Source organism: Natrarchaeobius versutus (assembly GCF_041205745.1).
Classification (GTDB): domain Archaea; phylum Halobacteriota; class Halobacteria; order Halobacteriales; family Natrialbaceae; genus Natrarchaeobius; species Natrarchaeobius versutus.
The window spans coordinates 608,826-628,923 of the sequence record NZ_JBGFCC010000001.1 but is presented as its reverse complement, the minus strand read 5'-3'; the positions used below and the strand labels follow the sequence as shown (position 1 = coordinate 628,923).

The window sequence follows — 20,098 nt, the reverse complement described above, 5'->3', positions numbered from 1 at the left end:
CGAACGAACGGGAAGCGAAGCGGATTCGGTTCGGAACGGTTCGAACGACCGTTGTCGATCACTCGAGGGGCTCGGCGGCTTCGCGTTCGACCAGCGGCGTCGCGTTCTGTTCCGGCAGGGTAACGACGTCGTCACTCGAGAGCGTGTACTCGCGGTCGTCGACGCCGAGAATGGAGCCGACGTCGCGGGTGATCTTGACGGTCACGCGGTCGACGTCGGCATCCGGGACCTCCGTCGCGGTCGAATCACTGCTGCCGTCGTCGGATCCGCCGGCCCGACTCTCATCGGATTCGGCCGCGTTCCGGGTCGGTCGGTCTCCGTCTAGATCGGACGAGGGCTCGGGTTTCACATCGGCGGCTGTTTCGTTCGACGGACTCGAAGGCGATTCGTCGTCCGTCCCGCCCATGACGTCCGCAGGACTGATCGAACTCGAGGCGTCGGCTGTCGCCGTGGGTTCGGTCGACGCCGGATCCGCCTCGACGTCCGCTGGCGGTTCCTGCGGTGGCGGCGTCGGTGTGTCGGTCTGGGCAGACGGATCGGTGGTCGGCTCCGGTTGCGAACTCGCCTCGAGCGGTGGGTCGGGTTCGCGCGTGTCGCTGGCGGCGGAACCGTCGGAGGCGCCGTTCGCCCCCGCCTCGACTGGCGGCTCTGCCTCGGCGTTCGCCGCGGCGTCGGTCCCCACCGTCGTGTCGTCGATTCCCTCGAGAACGTCGAGGACGCGGCTCTTGTTCGACTCGATGCGGTCGACGAGGTCGTCGAAGAGGTCCGCTTCCTCGGCGGTGAGTCCCTCGTCGTCGGCGGCCATGCCGGCCGCGGCGAGGCTCGCTTGTTTGACGAGTTTGCCCATCCGACGTTCGTAGATCGCTTCGACGACGTCTTTTGCCGTCTCGATCTCGTCGGTGAGCCTACCGACCTCGGGCGAGGAGAAGGGGTCCTCAGCCTGCTCGGCGACCCGGTCGCGTTCGTCCTCGAGGTTCGCGATGTACTCGCCGACCTCCTTGTAAAACGACGGACGCAGATTCTGGAGGCTGTCCTTCTGGCGCTCCTTGCTCTGGACCGAGCGTAACTCGTCTAGATTCATTCTTTTTCCTTTTCAGCCTTGCCGCGTGCCATGAGGAATACGCCGACGTACTCCGGGACTGACTGGTCACCCTCCGAGACCGTAAAGATATCGCCACCGAGTTCGACCACTCCGCCGTCGGTGACGTCGATTGCGATCTCCTGTCCGCGGAACGTCTCCGGGACGGCGTCGATAAGCGGCTCGAAGTCGTCGATCTCGTCCCGTCCGAGTCGAAGGGTCTCGAGGCCGCTCCCGCCGTGGAGACTACCGGGCAGTCGGATGAGCCGGTTCGTATCGGTCGTCACGGGCTCGTCGATCGGGGCGTTGTCCCGTCCGACGGCCGTCGAGGCGAACCGCTCGGCCAGTTGGGAGACGGCCGTGTGGACCGTCACGTTCCCGTCAGCGAGCCCCTCGCGGTTGTTTCGGGCGGCGGAAAGCGTCGCCTGGGCTTTTCCCTCGCCGATACCGTCGAACGCCTGGAGGCGCTCGAGGGCGGCCTCCTCGTCCATCCCGAGGAGGTCGTCGACGAACTCCATGAAGTGGTCGTGAGTCCGGGCGCCCCAGCCGCCGTCGATCCGGAGCAGTCGTCGTTCGGTCGGCGTCTTCCGACCCAGGCCGGCGACGGTCTCCGTCTCGATCAGTTCGTCGAACTCGAGGCCGATGCCGCGGACGTAGTCGACGATCTCCCGGCGGTGTTCACGGTCTAACTGCTGGACGTTCTCGTCGCGAACGTGGACGTGGTAGCCCCGGCCGCCCGAGAAGACGATCTCGACGTCCTCGAAGGCGAAGTCGTCTTCGAGAAAGTCGAGCAATCGGAGCAGGGCCCCCTTACACTTCGCGAGCATCTCGGCGTAGGTGTCTTCGCCCAGCGTGACGCTGGGGAGGTGGTCGGCGTCCAGGTCGAAGACGAGGTCGGCCGATTGCCAGTCTTTGGCCCCCATCGAACTGGCGCCGGGGTCCCGAAATTGCCCCGCCGAGAAGTAGACGTGACGGGGCCGTTTGCGGACGAGAAACTCCGAGAGGTCGCCGAGCTCGAGAAGCGAACGGTGGCGGACCATCGTCGTTCCGGGCCCGTCGGTCCAGGGGATGAACCCCCACTCGCGTTCGTTCGCCGCGGGCGGTGGCGTGATCTCCGTTCGCCGGTAGTGATCGCGAAATCGCCCCCGAAGATAGGCCCTCGTTCGCTCCTCCATGCGCCTCGAGTAGTCGTGAGTGGGGGAGTATAATCCTGCCGAATGTTCGACCGACGGCTCGTCACCCGAACGGTCCCCGGACACCGTTCCGCGAACGGGGTTCCCGATGCTGTCGCGGCCGTTATCGGCGGACCAGATCGGAGATTCGATCGGTGATGCCGACGTCGGAACCGAGTTTCAGGTAGTAGGCGTCCCCGCCGTCCTCGTAGTAGTTGTCGATTCGCCGTTTGATCTCGAACCCGAGGTGTTCGTAGAACCGGAGGGCGTTCTCGTTGCTCGTTCGAGCGTGGCAGGTGATCGTATCGTGGTCTTCGGCGACTCGAGCGACGAGTCGCTTCCCGATTCCCTCGCCCCGACACTCGCGTGTCACAGCCAGAAAGAGAACGTAGCCATCGCGTCGGACCGCCGCGAACCCGACCAGTTCCCCCTCCTGTAGGTAACAGTGAACCTTCGAGCGGCGGTACGCGTCGGTAAAGAAATCGTACCGCTGTTTGAGCACGCCTTCCTGGCGGTTGATCTCCTCTTTGAGTTGCCAGGCTTCGTCGACGAAGTCGTCACTCCCCGGCGTGACGACGCGACTGTCGATGTTGACGCTCACTACCACACCCTACCATCGTCGTCAATATAATTCCACCGGCGGGCGCTGATCCATAACGTCGGACGTCCGACCACAATCGACCCACCGGACTCGGTTTCGTCCTCCCGATTCGACTCGCTGATCGATCGGCTTCGAGAACGCGTGAGGGGACGGCTTCGAGAACGACGGCTCGAGGCGGTGTCGACGGTCACCGCGTCAACGGGTCAGACATCGACGATCCGATCGGGGACCGGAAGCGACGGGCATACCACCCCGCCGGCCCTACGTGGGGACGATGGGGTACGAACTGCGAGATCACACCGCCGACATCGCCGTCGCGGCCACCGGGGACTCCCTCGAGTCCGTTTTCGCGGCGGTCGCCGACGGCCTGGCGGCGGCCTCCTGTGACGAGTTCGCCGACGCCGGCGGCGAGCGGTTCTCGGTCGCCGTCGCCGCCGAGAGCCGCGAGGCGCTGTTGTTCGACTATCTCGACGAGTTGATCTACCGTCGCGACGTTCGGGTGGAACTCCCGGTCGATCACCGCGTTGAAAGCGTCAACGGTCCGGCATCCGGTCCCGACGAACGGCCGGATACCGACGGGGACGAGTGGTCGCTCGAGGCCAGCGCTCGCGGCGTCCCGCTTTCCGGCATCGATGCCCGCGAAGTCAAGGCGGTCACCTACTCGGAGATGCGACTCGAGCGCGTGGACGACGGCTGGGAGGCATACGTGGTCTTCGACGTCTGAGAGGCATACGTGGTCTTCGACGTCCGAGATGGACTGCTGATACCGGTTACGACGTGTCGCGGCCAGCCGACGCCGAATGAACCGCTCTCCCGATTCACAGCCCGTCGACGGTCGTCGAGTACGTCTCGCCGAAGACGTGGTGTTCGGTCACCGAGACGCGCCGAAAGCCGCCGCGAACGGTCGCCTCGAGCTCGTACCCGGCGTAGACCAGGTCGTCCGTACACGAGAGGGTGAACCACGAGGTGTCGTCTGCGGCGACGACGAGTACGTCGAGTCGATCCTGTGAGGGTTCGTACTCGGCGTGTGCGAGTTCGACGGTGCCACAGGCGCTCGAGCCGTACGCGATCGTCCCGCTGGCCGTCACCGTTTCACCGTCGACCGACACGTCCGGATCGTCCTCGACCTCGAGTTCGGCATCGACGAGGTCGATCGACGCGTCGACGCTCGAGCCGACGACGGGGAGTCGTCCGAGACAGCCGGCCGTGAGGGTGGTGACGCCGCTTGCGGCGGTGACGAGTGCGGTCCTCCGTTTCATACGCACACCTGCTCGAGTCACCGCAAATAGCTGTCGCCGGGTGAAATCGTCGTTGTAGCCGTCGGGCTGGGTAGACCACCGTCGGGCCGGACCAGACGTGTAGCCGTCGGGCTGGGTAGACCACCGTCGGGCCGGACCAGACGAACCGTAACGCGCTCGCCCGCGGACCGACTCGGCCGAGGAGACGAACACCTTTCATCGTCCGGCCCGGACGATCACGTATGAGCAAGGCCACGTTCGACGCCGACGGCATCACACTCGAGCGGGTACGCGAGTACGTCTGGGAGATCCCACAGGAAGGGGACATGCGCGCCCCCGCGAGAGTGCTCGCGAGCGAATCGCTCCTCGAGGTGATCAAAGAGGACAAGTCCTTAGAGCAGATCAAAAACACGACCCACCTGCCGGGGATCACTAACTACGCGATCTGTATGCCCGATGGCCACCAGGGGTATGGCTTCCCGGTCGGTGGCGTCGGTGCGATGGACGCCGAAAACGGCTGTATTTCACCCGGATCTGTCGGGTATGATATCAACTGCGGCGTCCGAATGATGCGGACGAATCTGACGTACAGCGACCTCGAGGGGAAGGAAGAAGAACTCGTCGACTCGTTGTTTACCAATATTCCATCAGGTCTCGGCGGTGGCGGCATCGTCGAGGCCGGCGTCGACACCGTCGACGAAATCCTAGCGCGGGGCGTCGACTGGGCCCTCGAACACGGCCACGCGGTCGAGTCGGACCTCTTACACTGCGAAGACGAAGGGATGCGCGAGGGCGCAGATCCCGACAAGGTCAGCCAGAAGGCCAAAGATCGCGGCAAGAATCAGATCGGCTCGCTGGGTTCGGGCAACCACTTCCTCGAGGTCCAACGCGTCACGGACGTCTTCGACGAGGAGGTGGGCGAGGCGTTCGGCCTCGAGGAGGATCGGATCGTCGTCCTGATCCACTGTGGCTCGCGGGGACTGGGTCACCAGACGTGTAACGACTACCTGCGGAAGATCGAACAGCAACATCAGGGATTGCTGAACCAGCTTCCGGACAAGGAACTCGCGGCCGCGCCCGCCGGCTCACAGCTCGCGGAGGACTACTACGGCGCGATGAACGCGGCGATTAACTTCGCGTGGGTCAACCGCCAGCTGATCATGCACCGCACGCGGGAGGTCTTCGAGCGCGTCTTCGACCGGCCGTGGGAGGCCATGGAGATGGAACTGCTGTACGACGTCGCCCACAACATCGCGAAAAAGGAAACCCACGACGTAGACGGGGAGACGCGCGAACTGTACGTCCACCGCAAGGGCGCGACGCGCGCGTTCCCTGCGGGCCACCCCGAGGTACCGAAGGCCTACCGCGACGTCGGCCAGCCGGTGATCATCCCCGGGAGCATGGGCGCCGGGAGCTACGTCCTCCGTGGCGGCGAGCACTCGATGGACCTCACGTTCGGCTCGACCGCCCACGGCGCCGGCCGGCTGATGAGCCGAACCCAGGCGAAAAACGAGTACTGGGGTGGCGACGTCCAGGACGAACTCGAGGAGCAGGATCGAATCTACGTGAAAGCACAGTCGGGCGCGACGATCGCCGAGGAGGCCCCGGGCGTCTACAAGGACGTCGACGAGGTTGTCCGCGTCTCCGATGCGCTGGGAATCGGCGACAAGGTCGCGCGGACGTTCCCGGTGTGTAACATCAAGGGCTAATTTGGAACGCCTCTCACGATAGTGGCGGATTCGAATCTTCGGAGGAAATATCGAAATACGAACTCATCGATCGGGGCGATCGGCTCGTACTCGTTCCGGTCCCGGACGATCCACTCGAAGCACTTCGGGAGGAAGCACGGAAGAGCGAGAAAATCGCCGACGAACTCAAAGAGAGTGCGCTGGAGGAGGCACTCGAAGAGTTGGGTAACGACGATTCTCCGTCACCTATTTAAATCGAAACGGATTCTCGTCGTCTTCGCCGTCCTCCTCGTCGCTCTCGTACGGTTTGCGCGCCGTGATCGTCACCGTCGCCTCGGGGTCGTCCTCGTCGGACCACGGACTGTCGTAGGCCGAAATCTCGAGGTCGGTGACGTCCCACCCCTCGTCTTCGATGAGTTCGACGAGCCGTCGCTGATCGGCGAGCATATCGTCGTCCATAGGATGGCGTTCGTGACTCGAGGGCGTAGGTCTTGTGCCGCGGTCGTCAACCGTCTCCGGGGCGTCGGTCTTCCACCGCTGGCCGTCCGCCGTCCCGATCACCCATCCGACCCGTCGTCGGTGGCGTCCGCCTCGAGTTCGACGACTTCGTCGACGAGGCTCCGGTGTGCGCGCCGGAGCCGCTCGGACAGCGCCTGGTGGGAGACGCCGAGAACGTCTGAGAGCCCCTCCATGTCCATCTCTCGAGGAATGCTGTAGTAGCCTCGATCGAGCGCTTCGACGAGCGTCTCGTACTGGGCGTCGGTCAACCCGTAGCGTCCGTGTCGGCCGTCCTCGAGTTGGTGGATCTTTCGGACGTCGATCGTCACCCCTTCGTCGCTCGCGAACTCGTACGTGTTCGAGAGCGACTCGCGTTCGGGAAAGAGGACGCGAAACCGCCACTGCCGGTCCGTAACGCTCGCATCCAACACCGTCGCTTGCTCTACGGTCAACAGGTGGACGATGACGACCACGTCGTCGACCCAGCTCATTCGGTAGAGCCGCTCGTCCTCGAGGTCGGTCAGCAGTTCGGCGCCCTCGACGCTGGAATCGTCCTCGAGAAGGCCGTCGATCCGCTCGAGCGTCGTTTCCTCGGCGGCGAACCAGACGTAGGGCATGACCTGATCGGGGTCGTGTGCGACGACGCGCTCGATTTCGATCCCGAGTTCGTCGACCGCCTCGAGCGTCTGCCTGAGCGCGAACTCCTCGGCGGGAATCGTCAGTTCGGCGATGGTGCTCATAGGCCACCCACCACGTCCAGACTCAAGATATCGGCGGGGGGATTCGAGCGATCGTGGCGAACGCCGAGATCCGACCACAAGAACCACACTCGAGAATCGAAACCAAAATCGGTTACGAAACTCGAGAATATCCGGCGCACTTAAGCGGATCCGACTGCAACCTGGTGACATGCTCACCGACGAGTTTGGACGCGACGTCACCGGCGTCCGCGTCTCCCTTACCGATCGGTGTAACTTCGACTGCGTCTACTGTCACAACGAGGGGCTCGGGGATACTCGCGGGCCGATGGATCCACAGGACGACGAGATGGAGACCGACGACGTCGTTCGCTTTCTCGAGGTGGCCGCCGAGTTCGACGTCGAAGCGGTCAAGTTCACCGGCGGCGAGCCGATGCTTCGCCAGGATTTAGCGGAGATAATCGAGCGCACGCCCGATTCGATGGAGGTCTCGCTGACGACCAATGGCACGTTCCTCCCCGATCGCGCGGAGGCGCTCGTCGACGCCGGCTTGGAGCGGGTCAACGTCTCACAGGACGCACTCGACCGCGAGCAGTTCGCGGCGGTCACCCAGAGCGGCGCCTACGATAGGGTACTCGAGGGGGTCGATGCCGCGCTCTCTGCCGGGCTCGACCCGGTAAAGCTCAACATGGTCGTCTTCGAACACACTGCAGGCTACGTACCGGAGATGGTCGATCACGTCGCCGAGAACGACGGCCTCCAGCTTCAGTTGATCGAGTACATGCCTGAGCTGACGGGCAAGCCGGAGTGGAACGTCGAGATCGAACGCGTCCACGACTGGCTCGCCGAACGGGCCGTCGAGGTCGAACACCGCGAAATGCACGACCGCAAGCGCTACTGGATCGCAAGCGACGGTGCCACGCTCGAGGGGCCGCCGGCCGAGTCGCCGAACGTCGGGATGGTCGAGATCGTCGACCCCGTCGAGAACCCGACGTTCTGTGCGAACTGCCACCGGGTGCGGGTCACCCACGAGGGCTATCTCAAGGGCTGTCTGAACCGCAACGACGACCTGAAGTCGATGGGCGAGATGAGCAAACCCGAGATCCGCGAGGCGTTTCGTGAGGTCGTCGCGAACCGCGTTCCCTACTACGGCGAGTACATGATCCGCGACGGCGACGGCGAGTGGGAACTCAACGACGAGTATCTCGATTTGCCGGCCTGATCGGCCGCGTCGCCCGAGCCCGTTCGTCCCCACTCGAGTGACCGACTGTCTCTGTTTTGCACTCACCTGTCGGACGTGGGACGATGGTCGGGTGCGGGACGATTAGCCGCTCCAGCTTCGACGGATTCCCAGTGCGATCGTCGCGAACGTGCCCGCGAGCAACAGTAACGCCACTGCGGCGACCGGTTGACCGTCCGCCGCGGAGACGAACGTCCCGTACCCGACGGCCATCGTCGCCACTCCGACGAGGACGCTCGAGACGGCGTGGACTCCCTCGAGCCGGCGCGTATCGGCTTCGCGGCCGAGCTGGTCGCCGAGGTCGATCGCGCTCCCGGCGAGGTCCCACGCGACGACGACACAGACCGTCGCGACCAGCGTCGGTTCGACGAGTGCGCCCTCGAGCCCCGAGAGGACCACGCCGGCGAACGCGGCGAGCGACCCGGCGTCGACGAGCCACCGCCGGCCGCCGGGGACAGGTCCGACCAACCCCCAAGCGAGCGCGAGACCGCCGACGAGGGAGATCCCTGCTCCTGTTGGCGAACTCGGGACGACGATCGCCACGGCGAGGGCGACGGCGACGAGGGCAACGGCGCTGGCGACGACCGTCGGTCGCCGAGTGATTCCATCGGACTCGAGCGAGCCGTCACCAGCGCCGTCTTCGAGCCGCGGAGTGGCGTCCCCGTTCGAATCGACGTCACCCCGGCGTTCGTCGGCGTCCCCGCCGGTTCGGTCCGCGCCGGCGCCCGCCGAGTCGGCGCTTTGGACCTCGCTCATCGGCGACCACCGCCGATCGTCGCCTCGTATCGTGCGAACACTTCGTCGATCGAATCGGTTCGTCCCCAGTCGACGACCGGGATTCCCGACCGCTGGAGGTCGAACCGGCGGACGCGTCTGGCGACCCGCGAAAGTTGCTGGCCGGTCGTCGTTTCGGCGGTCGGATCGGGGCTTACGACGGTCACCGCGTGGCCGTGGGAGGCCAATCGTCGAGCGAGAACGAGGCTTGCGCGGTCGGCCAGCGGAGTCAACAGCACGATCTGCGTTTCGGCCGACAGCCGCCGCTGAAGGGTCCGAAGCTGGCTCACCCACCGACCTTCCCGCGGCGGGGCGACGGGGGAGAACTGCGGATGGGTCGCGAGCGCCTCGCGGAACCGGATCCGGTGGCGACTCCCGGAGGCAGGAGGGAGCCAACAGACGTCCGACTCGCCTCGCTCGGCGCGAGCGGTCGGGCCGATCGCCCCGAGTCCGACCGTATCTCCGGACTCGAGTAACGTCGCCGCGATCCTCGCCGCCGCGTCGGTCGAGCGTTCGACCGCGTGGACAGCGCCGGCAGACGGTGCGACGTAGGCGGCTTTCCGCGCGTCGACGAGGACGAGCACGCGGGCGGCGCGCTCCTGGTGGAACTCGATGGTCGCGAGTTCGCCGGTTCGGGCGTGGCGATTCCAGTCGATCCGGTTGAGCGGGTCGTTTCGGCGATACTCCCGGACGGAGTGAAACTCGGTACCCGAGCCGCCACTCGAGGTGGTGAGGCGGCCGGTAAACCGCGTCGTCGCGGCCTGCAACGGGACGGGGGCGTCGATCGGGCGAAACACCGGTTCGCAGACGATCGTCGTCGGCGCGCCGACGTAGTGGGCGCGCTCGGCCGACCGCGAGAGGTCACGCGTCACGACGAGTGCGGGGTCGAACTCGTGGGTTCCGGTGGTGACCGTCAGGGCGTACTCGAGGGAGACGGTTTCGCCGGGGCGAAGCGCCGTTCCGATCCTGGCGGTGCCCTCGCTTACGGGTAGATCGGCGGGCACGCCGTCGACGTACCGGAGGTCGAGAATCGGCTTCGAACCGACGTTCGTCACGGAGACGGAGACGTCGATCTCGTCGCCCGGTTCCGGAGCGTCGTCGCTCAGCGTCCGTTCGATCTCGAGCGTCGGCGACGGCGGCGAACTCAGGTACGCGAACCCGGCGTAGCCGATCCCGACGACGCCGGCGAGGACCAGCGCCGACAGTTCGGCGAACGTTCCGATACCGATGGCGACGAGCGCGACGACCCCGATCCCGGTCCAGTGGCCGGTCGGTCGCATCGGTAGTTCGTGAATCTGGCCGGCCTCGAGGCGTCGGTCCGTGGTTCGTGCGTCGACGCGACTCCCCGCCGTTTCCCGGTTTTCGATCGGAACGTTCTCCGGGGTCGGCGATCCGCCGAGTTGGCCGTAGCCGATTCGGGCGATCGCGACCGCGGTCCGTCGAATGCCCCGGCGGTACGGATCGTCACGACCCAGTCTGTCGGTGAGGCGTCGACGGGCCGACTGCGGTGGGGAGTCGATCTCTTCGGAGAGAAACGCGCTCGCGATCGGATCGTCGGTCCATGATCCGTCCTCGATCGCCGCGGCCGCCTCCTCCTCGGATCGCCCCTGAAATCGCGTGAGGACTGCCGTCACGGCGGACCGAAGCCCGTTGACGCTCCGGCGAGTGACGTAGCCCCGACCGACGTTGTGGGGGTTGAACTGTGCGATCGCGTCGGTAAGGCGGCCGCCGGGGATCGACGCCGGCGTCCGTCGCTCGGGATCGGGCGTCGATCGGTACTGGCGAGCGTCGCGTCGGTGAGAGAAACTCACGAACGCGGCGATCAGCGAGATTGCGCCGATGATTCCGACCGACGCCTGGGCCAACGTCAGCGTCCCGACTCCGGTGAGAACGGCGACTCCGCCGGCGAACGCGAGGACGGTAGCGACGACGGGAATCACTCTGATTCCCCCGCCGCTCGAGCGATCGCTCACCGCCGACCACCCGGCTCGTCTCCGGGCGCCGACTCGAGGTCGGTGTCACCGTCCGATTCGGAGCCGGTATCGTCGCTCGACTCGAGGCCGGCGTCGGCAGTCGGTTCGGAGCCGTCGTTGCGCTCGGCGTCGGCGTACTCGCCTTCGATTCGGCGCAAGACGGCGATCGCGCGCGATTCCATCTCGTCGGTCGTCTCCGCCTGTCCGTACCGAACGTCTTCGAACAACGCGGTGAGCCGGTCGACGTCCTCCCGTTCGAGTCCCGCATCGACTGCCGCGCTCGCGAACTCTCCCGGCGTGCTCGTCTCGGGGCGGTCGACCTCAAGCGGCCGGGTCATCTCGAGCCAGGCACGGTACACCTCGTTGTCGACGTCGCGGGTCGCTTCGATCCGCTCGGCGGCGCGACCGGCGGCCGCACCGACCGCGGCGTGAGAGCCGGCGACGGCGGATTCCTCGACGCCGTCGGAGCCGTCCTCGCTCGCGTTCGTCCGCCGTCGGCCGCCGGTCCAGGCGAGCGCCACGGCCAATCCGACCGCGAGTGCGGTGACCACGAAGAACAACGGGCCGATCGGAAACGGCTGTTGGGTTCCCTCGCCGTCGCCCGGGTCGCCGTCGCCCGGCGTCCCTTCAGGGGGCGGTGGCGGCGATTCCAACGCTTCGGGGTTCAACGCGCCGAGACGACCGAGCAGGTACACGATCACGCCGGCGGCTAACAGGAGCACGAACGCGATCGCGAACCGTTTTGCGACCAACTTGTACCGAGTCAGGAGATACCAGACGACGACCGCGACGGCGAGGATCACGAGGGCGGCCACGAGTAACTCGAGAAACAGCGGCGTCTCGAGCGTCTGCTCTCCGGTTTCCTCGACCGGCATACCGTCCGGTCCCGCCTCGCCGGGATCGCCGTCTCCGCCGTACTCGACGGGCGAGGAGATCGTCGCCGCGGCGATCGCGACCGCCGCGATACCGAGGATCGCGACCACGAGTCGGATGGCGCCTCGAGCGCGAGACATCTACGAACTGTTACTCGATCGACGGGTAATAAGTTCATCCCGTCCGGTCGGTTGCGTCGTGGAATTTTCGCCCGGCGATCGCCTCGACGTTTCGTTGCGCTTAAGTACCCGACCCGGGTACGTTCTGGTGCGATACGTGCAGGGGGCGCGGTCCCCGAGTCCGGAAGGGCGACGATACAGACACGGTGTCGTGGTAGCCAAGCGGCCCAAGGCGCATGGTTGCTAACCATGTGGCGTCAAGCCTCCGGGGTTCGAATCCCCGCCACGACGTCGGATACACGGTACTGGCAGAGAATCGGTCTGAGCCCGTCGATTCGATCGGGCGTTTTCCGGTTGTCCGCCAGTACGGCTGGCAGTTGAGTCAGTCGACGTTGCAACGCGCGCAGACCAGACACACATACACGACACATGAGCGAGGAAGACCCTCAAGAACAACAGGACGACGAAGACCTTCGGTACTTCGTCCGCATCGGTCAGACAGACCTCGATGGGACGAAGTCCGTCGAGCGCTCGCTCTCGGAGATGAACGGGATCGGTCGACGAACCGCCCGAATCATCGCCGAGGAAGCGGGTGTCGATCGGACGGCGACGTTCGGTCGACTCGAGGACGACGTGATCGACGAGGTCGTCACGCTCGTCGAAAACTACGCCGACGAAGTTCCGGACTGGCTCAACAACCGCCAGGCGGACTTTTACACCGGCGAGACGAGCCACGAGATCGGGAACGATCTCCAGTTGACCCGTCAACACGACATCAACCGGATGAAGATGATCGACTCCTACAAAGGCGTTCGCCACAAGCGCGGACAGAAGGTCCGCGGACAGCGAACCAAGTCCACCGGCCGAACTGAAGGGACGATCGGAGTCAACGTCGAAGAGATCCGCGAAGAACAGGCCGAAGAGGCGGCGGAGGACGACGAATAATGCCACTCGGAACGAACACCAAACAGTACGAGACGCCCAACCATCCCTACCAGGGCGAGCGCATCGCCAGCGAGCACTCGCTGGTCGACCGATACGGGCTCGCGAACAAGGAGGAACTCTGGCGTGCACAGTCCGAGCTTCGCTCCTACCGACGCGAGGCTCGTGACCTGCTCGGCCAGCCCCAGGGCGACGAGACCGTCATCCGGCGCTCCGAGGAGTTCCTCGGTCGACTCAAACGCGTCGGCATTCTGGGCGAGGAAGACGACTTAGGCGACATCCTCGGTCTCGAGGTCGAGGACGTCTTAGAGCGCCGTCTCCAGACGGTCGTCTACCGGAAAGGACTGGCGAACACGACCCAGCAGGCTCGCCAGTTCATCTCTCACGGCCACATCGTCATCGACGGCCAGCGCAACCGGATCCCGTCGTACGTCGTCGACGTCGACGAGGAAGACCGCATCGAGTTCGAGGAGAACAGTCCACTCGCGGACGAACTCCACCCGGAACGAGCGGAGGGACAATAACATGGCAGACGACGAAAAATGGGGCGTTGCCCACGTACACGCATCGTTCAACAACACCGTCATGACCGTGACCGACCTCACAGGCGCCGAGACGATCGCGAAATCGTCCGGCGGGACGGCTGTCAAACAGAACCGCGACGAGGCCTCGCCGTACGCCGCGATGCAGATGGCCGAATCCGTCGCCGAGGAGGTCAAAGCCGCCGGCATCACGGGCCTGCACGTTCGCGTTCGCGGCCCGGGTGGGAATCTCCAGAAGTCCCCCGGCCCCGGCGCACAGGCGACGATTCGAGCGCTCGCACGCTCGGGCATCGAAATCGGTCGCATCGAGGACGTGACCCCGATCCCACACGACGGATCGCGCGCACCGAAAGGCAAAGGCGGCTACTAGATCCATGACAGAGGAGTACGACGTCGAGTTCGTCGAACGCGAGGATCGAAAAGCCAGGTTCCTCGTCCGCGGCGTGACGCCCGCGTTCGCAAACGGTATCCGACGAGCGATGGTCGCCGACGTGCCGACGTTTGCCGTCGACACCGTCCACTTCGTCGAGAACTCGTCGGTTATGTTCGACGAGCAACTCGCCTTGCGACTCGGACTCGTTCCGTTGACGACCCCGCCGGTCGGCGAGTTCGTCGAGGACGACGCCGTCACGCTCTCGATCGACGTCGAAGGACCGGCCACCGCCTACTCGGGCGACCTCGTCTCGAGCGACAGTTTAGTCAAGCCCGCCGACGAGAACGTTCCGATCATCGATCTCAAAGACGGCCAGCGTCTCGAGGCCGAGGCGGAAGCCGTCCTCGACCGAGGCAAGGGCCACGCCAAACACCAGGGTGGCGTAGCGGTCGGTTACCGACATCTCCAGCGCGTGACGGCCGTCGGCGACCTCCCGGAGTTCGAGGAACCCGAAGAGCGGATCGTCCGCGGCGTGATCGAAGACGACGGCGAACTCGTCCCGACGAGCGAGTTTGATCACGACCTCACCAACCGGTATCCCGACCAGGAGGTCGAGATCGAAGACGTGCCGAACGCGTTCGTCTTCCACGTCGAAACCGACGGCTCGTTTACGATCGAAGAACTCGTCACGCGTGCCGCAGACACGATCGAGGGACGCGCGACCGAACTCGAAGAGGCAGTACAGCTTTAAAATGAACCGACGCCCCCGACCCAGCCGACGCGAACCGCTCGCCGGTGTCGTAAGCGACGAGGCCGACGGCGGTTCGTCTACTGGAATCGAAAGGGGTTTGAAGGGGCGACGGGTATCTGGAAGTGCGAGCAGGGATAGCCAAGTCTGGCCAACGGCGCAGCGTTCAGGGCGCTGTCTCGTAGGAGTCCGCAGGTTCAAATCCTGCTCCCTGCATTTTTCCGGCTCGATCGACCGAAGAGCCGGAAAAATGGAACGTGCAGATTTGAGCCACGGGAGTCGAAGCGGTCGAGCGCATGCGAGACCGATCGTCTCCCGGCGGTTCAAATCCTGCTCCCTGCATCACTTCTGTCGGACCGATTCCACGATCGCTCGAGAGCGTCGTTCTCGAGTGTTCACTGCAGTTGGAGGAAATTAATGAGTAGCAAGACCAATCCGAGGCTCACCGATCTCATCGCCGAGCTGAAGTCGACGTCCCGCAGCGAGGACGCCGACGTCTGGCGAGACGTCGCGGATCGACTCGAGAAGCCCCGGCGCACCCACGCAGAGGTGAACCTGGGCCGCATCGAGCGGTACGCACGCGAAGAAGAGACCGTCGTCGTTCCCGGCAAGGTGCTGGGATCCGGCGCACTACAGAAGAACGTCACCGTCGCGGCCGTCGACTTTTCGTCCTCGGCGGAGACCAAGATCGAACAGGTCGGCGAACCGGTACCGCTCGAGCAACTGCTCGAAGAGAACCCAGACGGATCCGACGTACGGGTGATTCGATGAGCGTCGCCGAGTTCGACGCGGACGTCGTCGTCGACGCCCGCGATTGCATCCTCGGCCGCGTCGCCAGCGAGGTCGCACAGCGCGCTCTCGATGGTGACACCATCGCCATCGTCAACGCCGAAGACGCCGTCATCACCGGCGGTAAAGAGGACGTCTTCGAGACCTACCGCAAACGGCTCCAGCTCGGATCCGACAGCGGTCCCTACTACCCGCGTCGGCCGGACACGATCTTCAAGCGCTCCGTCCGCGGTATGCTTCCGTACAAGAAGCCCCGCGGTCGCGAGGCGTTCGAGAACGTCCGCGTCTACGTCGGCAACCCATACGAGGGAGACGACGACCGCGAGGCCGAGATTCTCGAGGACACGTCGTTGGATCGACTCTCGAACATTCGCTTCGTCCACCTACACGAAGTGAGCGAACAACTCGGTGCTAACGTCACATGGTAACGAACACGAGCGGCAAGAAAAAGACCGCCGTCGCCCGCGCAACCGTCCGCGAGGGCGAGGGACGCGTCCGAATCGACTCGAAACCAGTCGAACTGGTCGAACCCGAGATGTCCCGGCTCAAGATGTTAGAGCCGTTCCGCATCGTCGGCGACGAGCTACGCGACGAGATGGATATCGACGTTCGCGTCGAGGGTGGCGGCATCAGCGGACAGGCCGACGCCGTCCGCACCGCCATCGCTCGCGGCATCGTCCAGCACACGAACGACGCCGAACTCCGCGATGCGTTCATGGAGTTCGATCGTTCGCTTCTGGTCAACGACGTTCGCCAGTCCGAACCGAAAAAGTGGGGCGGCCCGGGCGCTCGGGCTCGCTACCAGAAATCGTACCGCTAAGGTGATTCAGGTATGATGGTACCGGTCCGGTGTTTCACCTGTGGTAACGTCGTCGGCGAACACTGGGAGGAGTTCGACGAACGAGCGAACGAGGGCGAGGAGGACCCCCAACAGGTCCTCGACGAACTCGGCGTCGAGCGCTACTGCTGTCGGCGCATGCTCGTCAGTCACACCGACTTAGTCGACGTCGTCTCTCCGTACCAGTAGCCATGCAACAGCAACACCACAACCGATACGAGAAGGCACGGATCCTCGGTGCACGGGCACTTCAGGTGTCCCACGGTGCACCGGTGTTGATCGAGACTGACCAGACCCAGCCGATCCTGATCGCCGCCGAAGAGTACGACGCCGGCGTGTTGCCGTTTACCGTCGATCGGGGGGAGCGATTCCAATGACGCTCATCACCGACGTTCGACTCAGACGCATCCTCGACTCGCGGGGCAATCCGACGGTCGAGGCGGACGTACTGACCGAAAGCGGAGGATTCGGCCGTGCGGCCGCGCCGAGTGGCGCGAGCACGGGCGAGTTCGAAGCGATCGAACGACCGCCGACCGAGGCGATCGCCGCGGCCCGCGAACACGCCGTCCCCCGACTCGTCGGGGAGGCCTACGCGGGCAACCAGCGCGAGGTCGACGCGATCCTTCGTGCCGCCGACGGCACGGACGACTTCTCGGAGATCGGCGCAAACAGCGCGGTCGCCATCTCGATGGCCGCCGCGAAGGCTGGCGCCGACGTGCTGGGCGCGCCGTTGTTCCAGCACCTCGGTGGCGCGTTCCGCGGCGAGAACTTCCCGACCCCGCTCGGTAACGTCGTCGGCGGCGGCGAACACGCCGCCGATGCGACCGACATCCAGGAGTTCCTGGCCGCACCCGTCGGCGCGCCAAACGTCGAGGACGCCGTCTTCGCCAACGCCGCCGTCCACGGCGAAGTCGCCGACCTGCTCGAGGAACGGGGCGTTCCGTCGGGCAAAGGCGACGAGGGCGCGTGGGCGCCCTCTGTCGACGACGAGGAGGCATTCGAGATCGTCGACGAGGCAGTCTCGACGGTCGAAGCGGAGGTCGGCTTCGAGATCGGCGTCGGCCTCGACGTCGCGGCCGCCGAGATGTACGACGCCGACTCCGAAACGTACGAGTACGAGTCCGCGGGCATCAGCCGCGACACCGACGAGCAGATCGAGTACATCGCCGATCTCGTTCGCGAGTACGATCTCGTCTACGTCGAGGACCCCCTCGACGAGAATGACTACGAGGCGTTCGCCGACCTGACCGACGAAGTCGGCGACCGGACGCTGATCTGCGGTGACGATCTGTTCGTCACCAACACCGATCGGCTGGCGGAGGGAATCGAGATCGACGCGGCAAACAGTATCCTGATCAAACCAAACCAGATCGGGACGCTGACCGACGCCTTCGACGCGATCGAACTCGCGACGGAGAACGGTTACGACTCGGTTATCTCCCATCGCTCGGGCGAAACCGAGGACACGACGATCGCACACCTCGCCGTCGCGACCGACGCACCCTTCATCAAGACGGGTGCCGTCGGCGGCGAGCGAACCGCAAAACTGAACGAGCTCATCAGAATCGCAGACGACGCGACATGACCGACAACGACGCAACCCAAGAAGGGCTCGACGCCGCCGAGGAGGAGATCGACGAGGAGCCAGCCGAAGGGGCTGGCCCCGCCGCCGAACCCGACGAGGACGTCGAGCCAGTAGACGAACAGCCCGCCGACGCAGACGCCGTCGAGGCCGACGCCGACGCCGAACCCGACGAGGACGCAGGACCGACGCTCGACGACGACGTCATGAGCGACGAGGAAGCCGACCTGCTGATCCCCGTCGAGGACTACCTCGGTGCCGGTGTCCACATCGGTACCCAACAGAAGACCGCGGACATGGAGCGGTTCATCCACCGCGTCCGAACCGACGGTCTCTACGTCCTCGACGTCTCGAAGACCGACGGCCGCATCCGGACGGCCGCGGACTTCCTCGCGAACTACGCGCCCGAACAGATTCTCGTCACCTCGAGTCGCCAGTACGGCCGCTTCCCCGCCGAGAAGTTCGCGGACGCGGTCGGCGCTCGAGCGCGGACGGGCCGGTTCATCCCCGGCACGCTGACGAACCCGAAGTACGACGGCTACATCGAGCCCGACGTGGTCGTCGTTACGGACCCTATCGGTGACGCCCAGGCGGTCAAGGAGGCGATCACGGTGGGTATTCCCGTCATCGCGATGTGTGACTCGAACAACCAGACCAGCAACGTCGACCTCGTCGTCCCGACGAACAACAAGGGTCGAAAGGCCCTCTCGGTCGTCTACTGGCTGCTCGCCAACGAAGTTCTCGACCGCCGCGGCGCCGAGCCATCGTACTCGCTCGACGACTTCGAGAGCGTCGTCTAACCCGGTTCGATTTCGATACCGTTTCGGCCGTTTTCGCGTACTGTGTTCGTTCCTCGAGCGGTGGCGACGCGTGGAGAGCGAAGGAGTTAGGTGAATGCCCTCGAGAGCCCTGGTATGAACGACATCCTGTTCCAGTTCGACGAAGGGACGCTCCCGCCCGCTGTCCTCGGTGCGACGGCGGCGTTGATCGCGATCTTCGCGATCGGGATCCCGTACCGGCTGGCCGTTGGACTGTTCTGAGGCGGACTGCTGTACTGATTTCTCGGAGATACTATCGACGAGCCTCGAGTCCTCACGCCGGACAGCCCATCGAGTCGGCTACATCGAGGGCGAACGCCTCGTCGTTCCCGTCGACGTCGGGCGTGAGTTCGTACCGGACGTCACCGCAGTGCCAGACGAGCGTCGTTCCCATCGGAGTCGAGACGAACGCGCCGTCGACGTCGCCGACACCTTCCGTTTCGACGTCTTCGGAGCCGTACGCCGGCGGTCGTTCGGTGATCCGTCCCATGATCTCGTCGTCCTCGAGGCTCTCCCCATTGCGGTAGAGGAACTGGACGGTCGCGTCACCCTCGAACTCGCTCGCCGTCACGATGACGAGTTCGAAGCTGTCGGGAAGCGTCGGCTCCGAAACCGGGAACGGGACGGCCCCGTCGGCGTCGTCGAACGTCGAGACGTCGACCGAGTCGACCGGTTCGACCACGTCGGTCTCGGGCGGCGGCTCGAACGCGAACCGGTCGTCGGGAATCGGCTCGTCGAACCGAACGTTCTCGTAGGTGACGGTCCGGACCGTTCGCTCGCGCTCGAGGGCGTGCTGGCGCGGCTCGTCGTACTCGGTCACGATTTGCTCTTTGATCGGGTACGTCGCCTCGACGTCGATCCACCAGGTCATCGTCTTCGTAACGTTCGTCGCGTCGGTCTCGTCCGCCGACCCGAGGACGTACTCGGTGTCGCCGACCAACACCCCGAGTCCGCCGTCGCCACTCGCGTTCTCGGCGGCGTGAATCTCCACGACGTGTGCCTCGCGGCCGTCGACGGTGTCCGTCCCGACGTACTCGGTTTCGATCGACTCGAGGAACGTTTCCGGCGAGTACTGAATCGCTTCCCAGTCGCTATCGTCGTCGACCATCACCTGATCGTCGTCGGCGACGTAGTGGGTCCGCGTCGACCCGTTGACGACGGTAACGTCGGGAACGTCCGCGGACCCGCTCTTCGAGCGGATCTCCGTCCGGCGCTGGTCGGGGGGCCGTAACTCGACTTGTGCGTCCATGGCGACGACGGTTGGATCGTCGTCGCCAACGTGGTGGAGTTCGTGCTCGGATCGCTCGGTGGCCTGGAGGGTCTCGATGCCCCCGTGGTCGTCGACGACATCGGCGACGAGTTCGTCCGCATCGGGATCGTCGTCGAGGTGTTCGACGACGACTGCGCCGCCGACGCCGAAGGCGACGACCGCGAGTACGGCGGCCAGCATCCCGATCAGCGGTCCGTTGGTGAGGGCCATTCGGATATCGGGTATTTCTGAACGAGCGATATGA

At 65.1% G+C, this 20,098-nt stretch carries 25 protein-coding genes and 2 tRNA genes; 17 read left to right on the top strand and 10 right to left on the bottom strand.

The features are described from left to right. Positions 1–58: 58 nt before the first annotated feature. The 3 genes from AB7C87_RS03155 to AB7C87_RS03145 all read right to left on the bottom strand — a co-directional run bounded on the left by AB7C87_RS03155 (position 59) and on the right by AB7C87_RS03145 (position 2,851). Positions 59–1,081: a DNA replication complex subunit Gins51 gene (locus AB7C87_RS03155; protein ID WP_369727939.1), complete on the bottom strand. Its 1,023-nt coding sequence runs from the start codon at positions 1,079–1,081 to the stop codon at positions 59–61. Next, positions 1,078–2,253, bottom strand: a complete 1,176-nt coding sequence (gene priS / locus AB7C87_RS03150; RefSeq protein WP_369727938.1) for a DNA primase small subunit PriS — start codon at positions 2,251–2,253, stop codon at positions 1,078–1,080. The genes AB7C87_RS03155 and priS overlap by 4 nt, the downstream gene beginning before the upstream one ends. 121 nt (positions 2,254–2,374) lie before the next feature. Beyond that, positions 2,375–2,851 (bottom strand): GNAT family N-acetyltransferase, encoded by a 477-nt coding sequence (locus AB7C87_RS03145; protein WP_369727937.1) that lies wholly within the window; start codon positions 2,849–2,851, stop codon positions 2,375–2,377. 274 nt (positions 2,852–3,125) lie between these two features. On the opposite strand from AB7C87_RS03145, the gene AB7C87_RS03140 reads away from it, so the two are divergent. Next, positions 3,126–3,575, top strand: coding sequence for an archease (locus AB7C87_RS03140; protein WP_369727936.1), 450 nt, complete (start codon positions 3,126–3,128; stop codon positions 3,573–3,575). A gap of 94 nt (positions 3,576–3,669) precedes the next feature. Here the strand turns inward: AB7C87_RS03140 and AB7C87_RS03135 are convergent, their stop codons facing one another. Further along, entirely contained in the window at positions 3,670–4,110 is a 441-nt protein-coding gene (locus tag AB7C87_RS03135; protein WP_369727935.1) for a hypothetical protein, read from the bottom strand. 221 nt (positions 4,111–4,331) lie between these two features. Between AB7C87_RS03135 and AB7C87_RS03130 the strand changes: the two genes are divergently transcribed. Beyond that, positions 4,332–5,798 (top strand): RtcB family protein, encoded by a 1,467-nt coding sequence (locus tag AB7C87_RS03130; protein WP_369727934.1) that lies wholly within the window; start codon positions 4,332–4,334, stop codon positions 5,796–5,798. Positions 5,799–6,023: 225 nt separating this feature from the next. Here the strand turns inward: AB7C87_RS03130 and AB7C87_RS03125 are convergent, their stop codons facing one another. Further along, on the bottom strand, positions 6,024–6,236 hold the full coding sequence (locus AB7C87_RS03125) for a hypothetical protein (RefSeq protein WP_369727933.1): 213 nt from the start codon (positions 6,234–6,236) through the stop codon (positions 6,024–6,026). Positions 6,237–6,334: 98 nt separating this feature from the next. Next, positions 6,335–7,015 carry a helix-turn-helix domain-containing protein gene (locus tag AB7C87_RS03120; RefSeq protein WP_369727932.1) on the bottom strand — a complete coding sequence of 227 codons (681 nt, stop codon included), beginning with the start codon at positions 7,013–7,015 and terminating at the stop codon, positions 6,335–6,337. Positions 7,016–7,184: 169 nt separating this feature from the next. Between AB7C87_RS03120 and moaA the strand changes: the two genes are divergently transcribed. Beyond that, positions 7,185–8,195: a GTP 3',8-cyclase MoaA gene (gene moaA, locus AB7C87_RS03115; RefSeq protein ID WP_369727930.1), complete on the top strand. Its 1,011-nt coding sequence runs from the start codon at positions 7,185–7,187 to the stop codon at positions 8,193–8,195. 102 nt (positions 8,196–8,297) lie between these two features. Here moaA and AB7C87_RS03110 read toward each other — a convergent pair whose 3' ends face one another. The 3 genes from AB7C87_RS03110 to AB7C87_RS03100 are packed head-to-tail and all read right to left on the bottom strand — an operon-like array spanning position 8,298 to position 11,973. Next, positions 8,298–8,969: a DUF7519 family protein gene (locus AB7C87_RS03110; RefSeq protein WP_369727929.1), complete on the bottom strand. Its 672-nt coding sequence runs from the start codon at positions 8,967–8,969 to the stop codon at positions 8,298–8,300. After that, positions 8,966–10,960: a DUF7269 family protein gene (locus AB7C87_RS03105; protein WP_369727928.1), complete on the bottom strand. Its 1,995-nt coding sequence runs from the start codon at positions 10,958–10,960 to the stop codon at positions 8,966–8,968. The genes AB7C87_RS03110 and AB7C87_RS03105 overlap by 4 nt, the downstream gene beginning before the upstream one ends. Beyond that, complete coding sequence (locus AB7C87_RS03100) at positions 10,957–11,973, bottom strand: DUF4129 domain-containing protein (protein ID WP_369727927.1); 1,017 nt, start codon at positions 11,971–11,973, stop codon at positions 10,957–10,959. Before AB7C87_RS03100 ends, AB7C87_RS03105 begins: the two co-directional genes overlap by 4 nt. Before the next feature lie 187 nt (positions 11,974–12,160). Between AB7C87_RS03100 and AB7C87_RS03095 the strand changes: the two genes are divergently transcribed. The 14 genes from AB7C87_RS03095 (at position 12,161) to AB7C87_RS03030 (ending at position 18,806) form a co-directional block, all read left to right on the top strand. Next, positions 12,161–12,243: transfer RNA gene (locus AB7C87_RS03095), tRNA-Ser, on the top strand. Between the two features lie 138 nt (positions 12,244–12,381). Further along, positions 12,382–12,897, top strand: coding sequence for a 30S ribosomal protein S13 (locus AB7C87_RS03090; RefSeq protein WP_369727926.1), 516 nt, complete (start codon positions 12,382–12,384; stop codon positions 12,895–12,897). Then, positions 12,897–13,418, top strand: a complete 522-nt coding sequence (locus AB7C87_RS03085) for a 30S ribosomal protein S4 (protein WP_369727925.1) — start codon at positions 12,897–12,899, stop codon at positions 13,416–13,418. Before AB7C87_RS03090 ends, AB7C87_RS03085 begins: the two co-directional genes overlap by 1 nt. A 1-nt stretch (position 13,419) precedes the next feature. Further along, entirely contained in the window at positions 13,420–13,806 is a 387-nt protein-coding gene (locus AB7C87_RS03080; RefSeq protein ID WP_255167462.1) for a 30S ribosomal protein S11, read from the top strand. Between the two features lie 4 nt (positions 13,807–13,810). Then, positions 13,811–14,560, top strand: a complete 750-nt coding sequence (locus AB7C87_RS03075) for a DNA-directed RNA polymerase subunit D (RefSeq protein ID WP_369727924.1) — start codon at positions 13,811–13,813, stop codon at positions 14,558–14,560. Positions 14,561–14,688: 128 nt separating this feature from the next. Further along, positions 14,689–14,773, top strand: a tRNA-Leu gene (locus tag AB7C87_RS03070). 201 nt (positions 14,774–14,974) lie between these two features. Further along, positions 14,975–15,328, top strand: coding sequence for a 50S ribosomal protein L18e (locus AB7C87_RS03065; RefSeq protein WP_369727923.1), 354 nt, complete (start codon positions 14,975–14,977; stop codon positions 15,326–15,328). Further along, the gene (locus AB7C87_RS03060) at positions 15,325–15,774 is read left to right on the top strand and encodes a 50S ribosomal protein L13 (protein WP_369727922.1); all 450 of its coding nucleotides are present in this window, start codon (positions 15,325–15,327) and stop codon (positions 15,772–15,774) included. Before AB7C87_RS03065 ends, AB7C87_RS03060 begins: the two co-directional genes overlap by 4 nt. Further along, positions 15,768–16,166: a 30S ribosomal protein S9 gene (locus AB7C87_RS03055; RefSeq protein WP_369727921.1), complete on the top strand. Its 399-nt coding sequence runs from the start codon at positions 15,768–15,770 to the stop codon at positions 16,164–16,166. The genes AB7C87_RS03060 and AB7C87_RS03055 overlap by 7 nt, the downstream gene beginning before the upstream one ends. Positions 16,167–16,178: 12 nt before the next feature. Beyond that, positions 16,179–16,373 (top strand): DNA-directed RNA polymerase subunit N, encoded by a 195-nt coding sequence (locus AB7C87_RS03050; RefSeq protein ID WP_369727920.1) that lies wholly within the window; start codon positions 16,179–16,181, stop codon positions 16,371–16,373. Between the two features lie 2 nt (positions 16,374–16,375). Then, positions 16,376–16,561 (top strand): DNA-directed RNA polymerase subunit K, encoded by a 186-nt coding sequence (locus AB7C87_RS03045; RefSeq protein ID WP_369727919.1) that lies wholly within the window; start codon positions 16,376–16,378, stop codon positions 16,559–16,561. Beyond that, the gene (eno, locus tag AB7C87_RS03040) at positions 16,558–17,769 is read left to right on the top strand and encodes a phosphopyruvate hydratase (protein WP_369727918.1); all 1,212 of its coding nucleotides are present in this window, start codon (positions 16,558–16,560) and stop codon (positions 17,767–17,769) included. Before AB7C87_RS03045 ends, eno begins: the two co-directional genes overlap by 4 nt. Then, positions 17,766–18,566, top strand: a complete 801-nt coding sequence (gene rpsB / locus AB7C87_RS03035) for a 30S ribosomal protein S2 (protein WP_369727917.1) — start codon at positions 17,766–17,768, stop codon at positions 18,564–18,566. Before eno ends, rpsB begins: the two co-directional genes overlap by 4 nt. A gap of 114 nt (positions 18,567–18,680) precedes the next feature. Next, entirely contained in the window at positions 18,681–18,806 is a 126-nt protein-coding gene (locus tag AB7C87_RS03030) for a hypothetical protein (protein WP_255455267.1), read from the top strand. 52 nt (positions 18,807–18,858) lie between these two features. On the opposite strand, the gene AB7C87_RS03025 is transcribed toward AB7C87_RS03030, so the two are convergent. Further along, complete coding sequence (locus tag AB7C87_RS03025) at positions 18,859–20,064, bottom strand: LolA family protein (RefSeq protein WP_369727916.1); 1,206 nt, start codon at positions 20,062–20,064, stop codon at positions 18,859–18,861. Between the last annotated feature and the right edge of the window lie 34 nt (positions 20,065–20,098).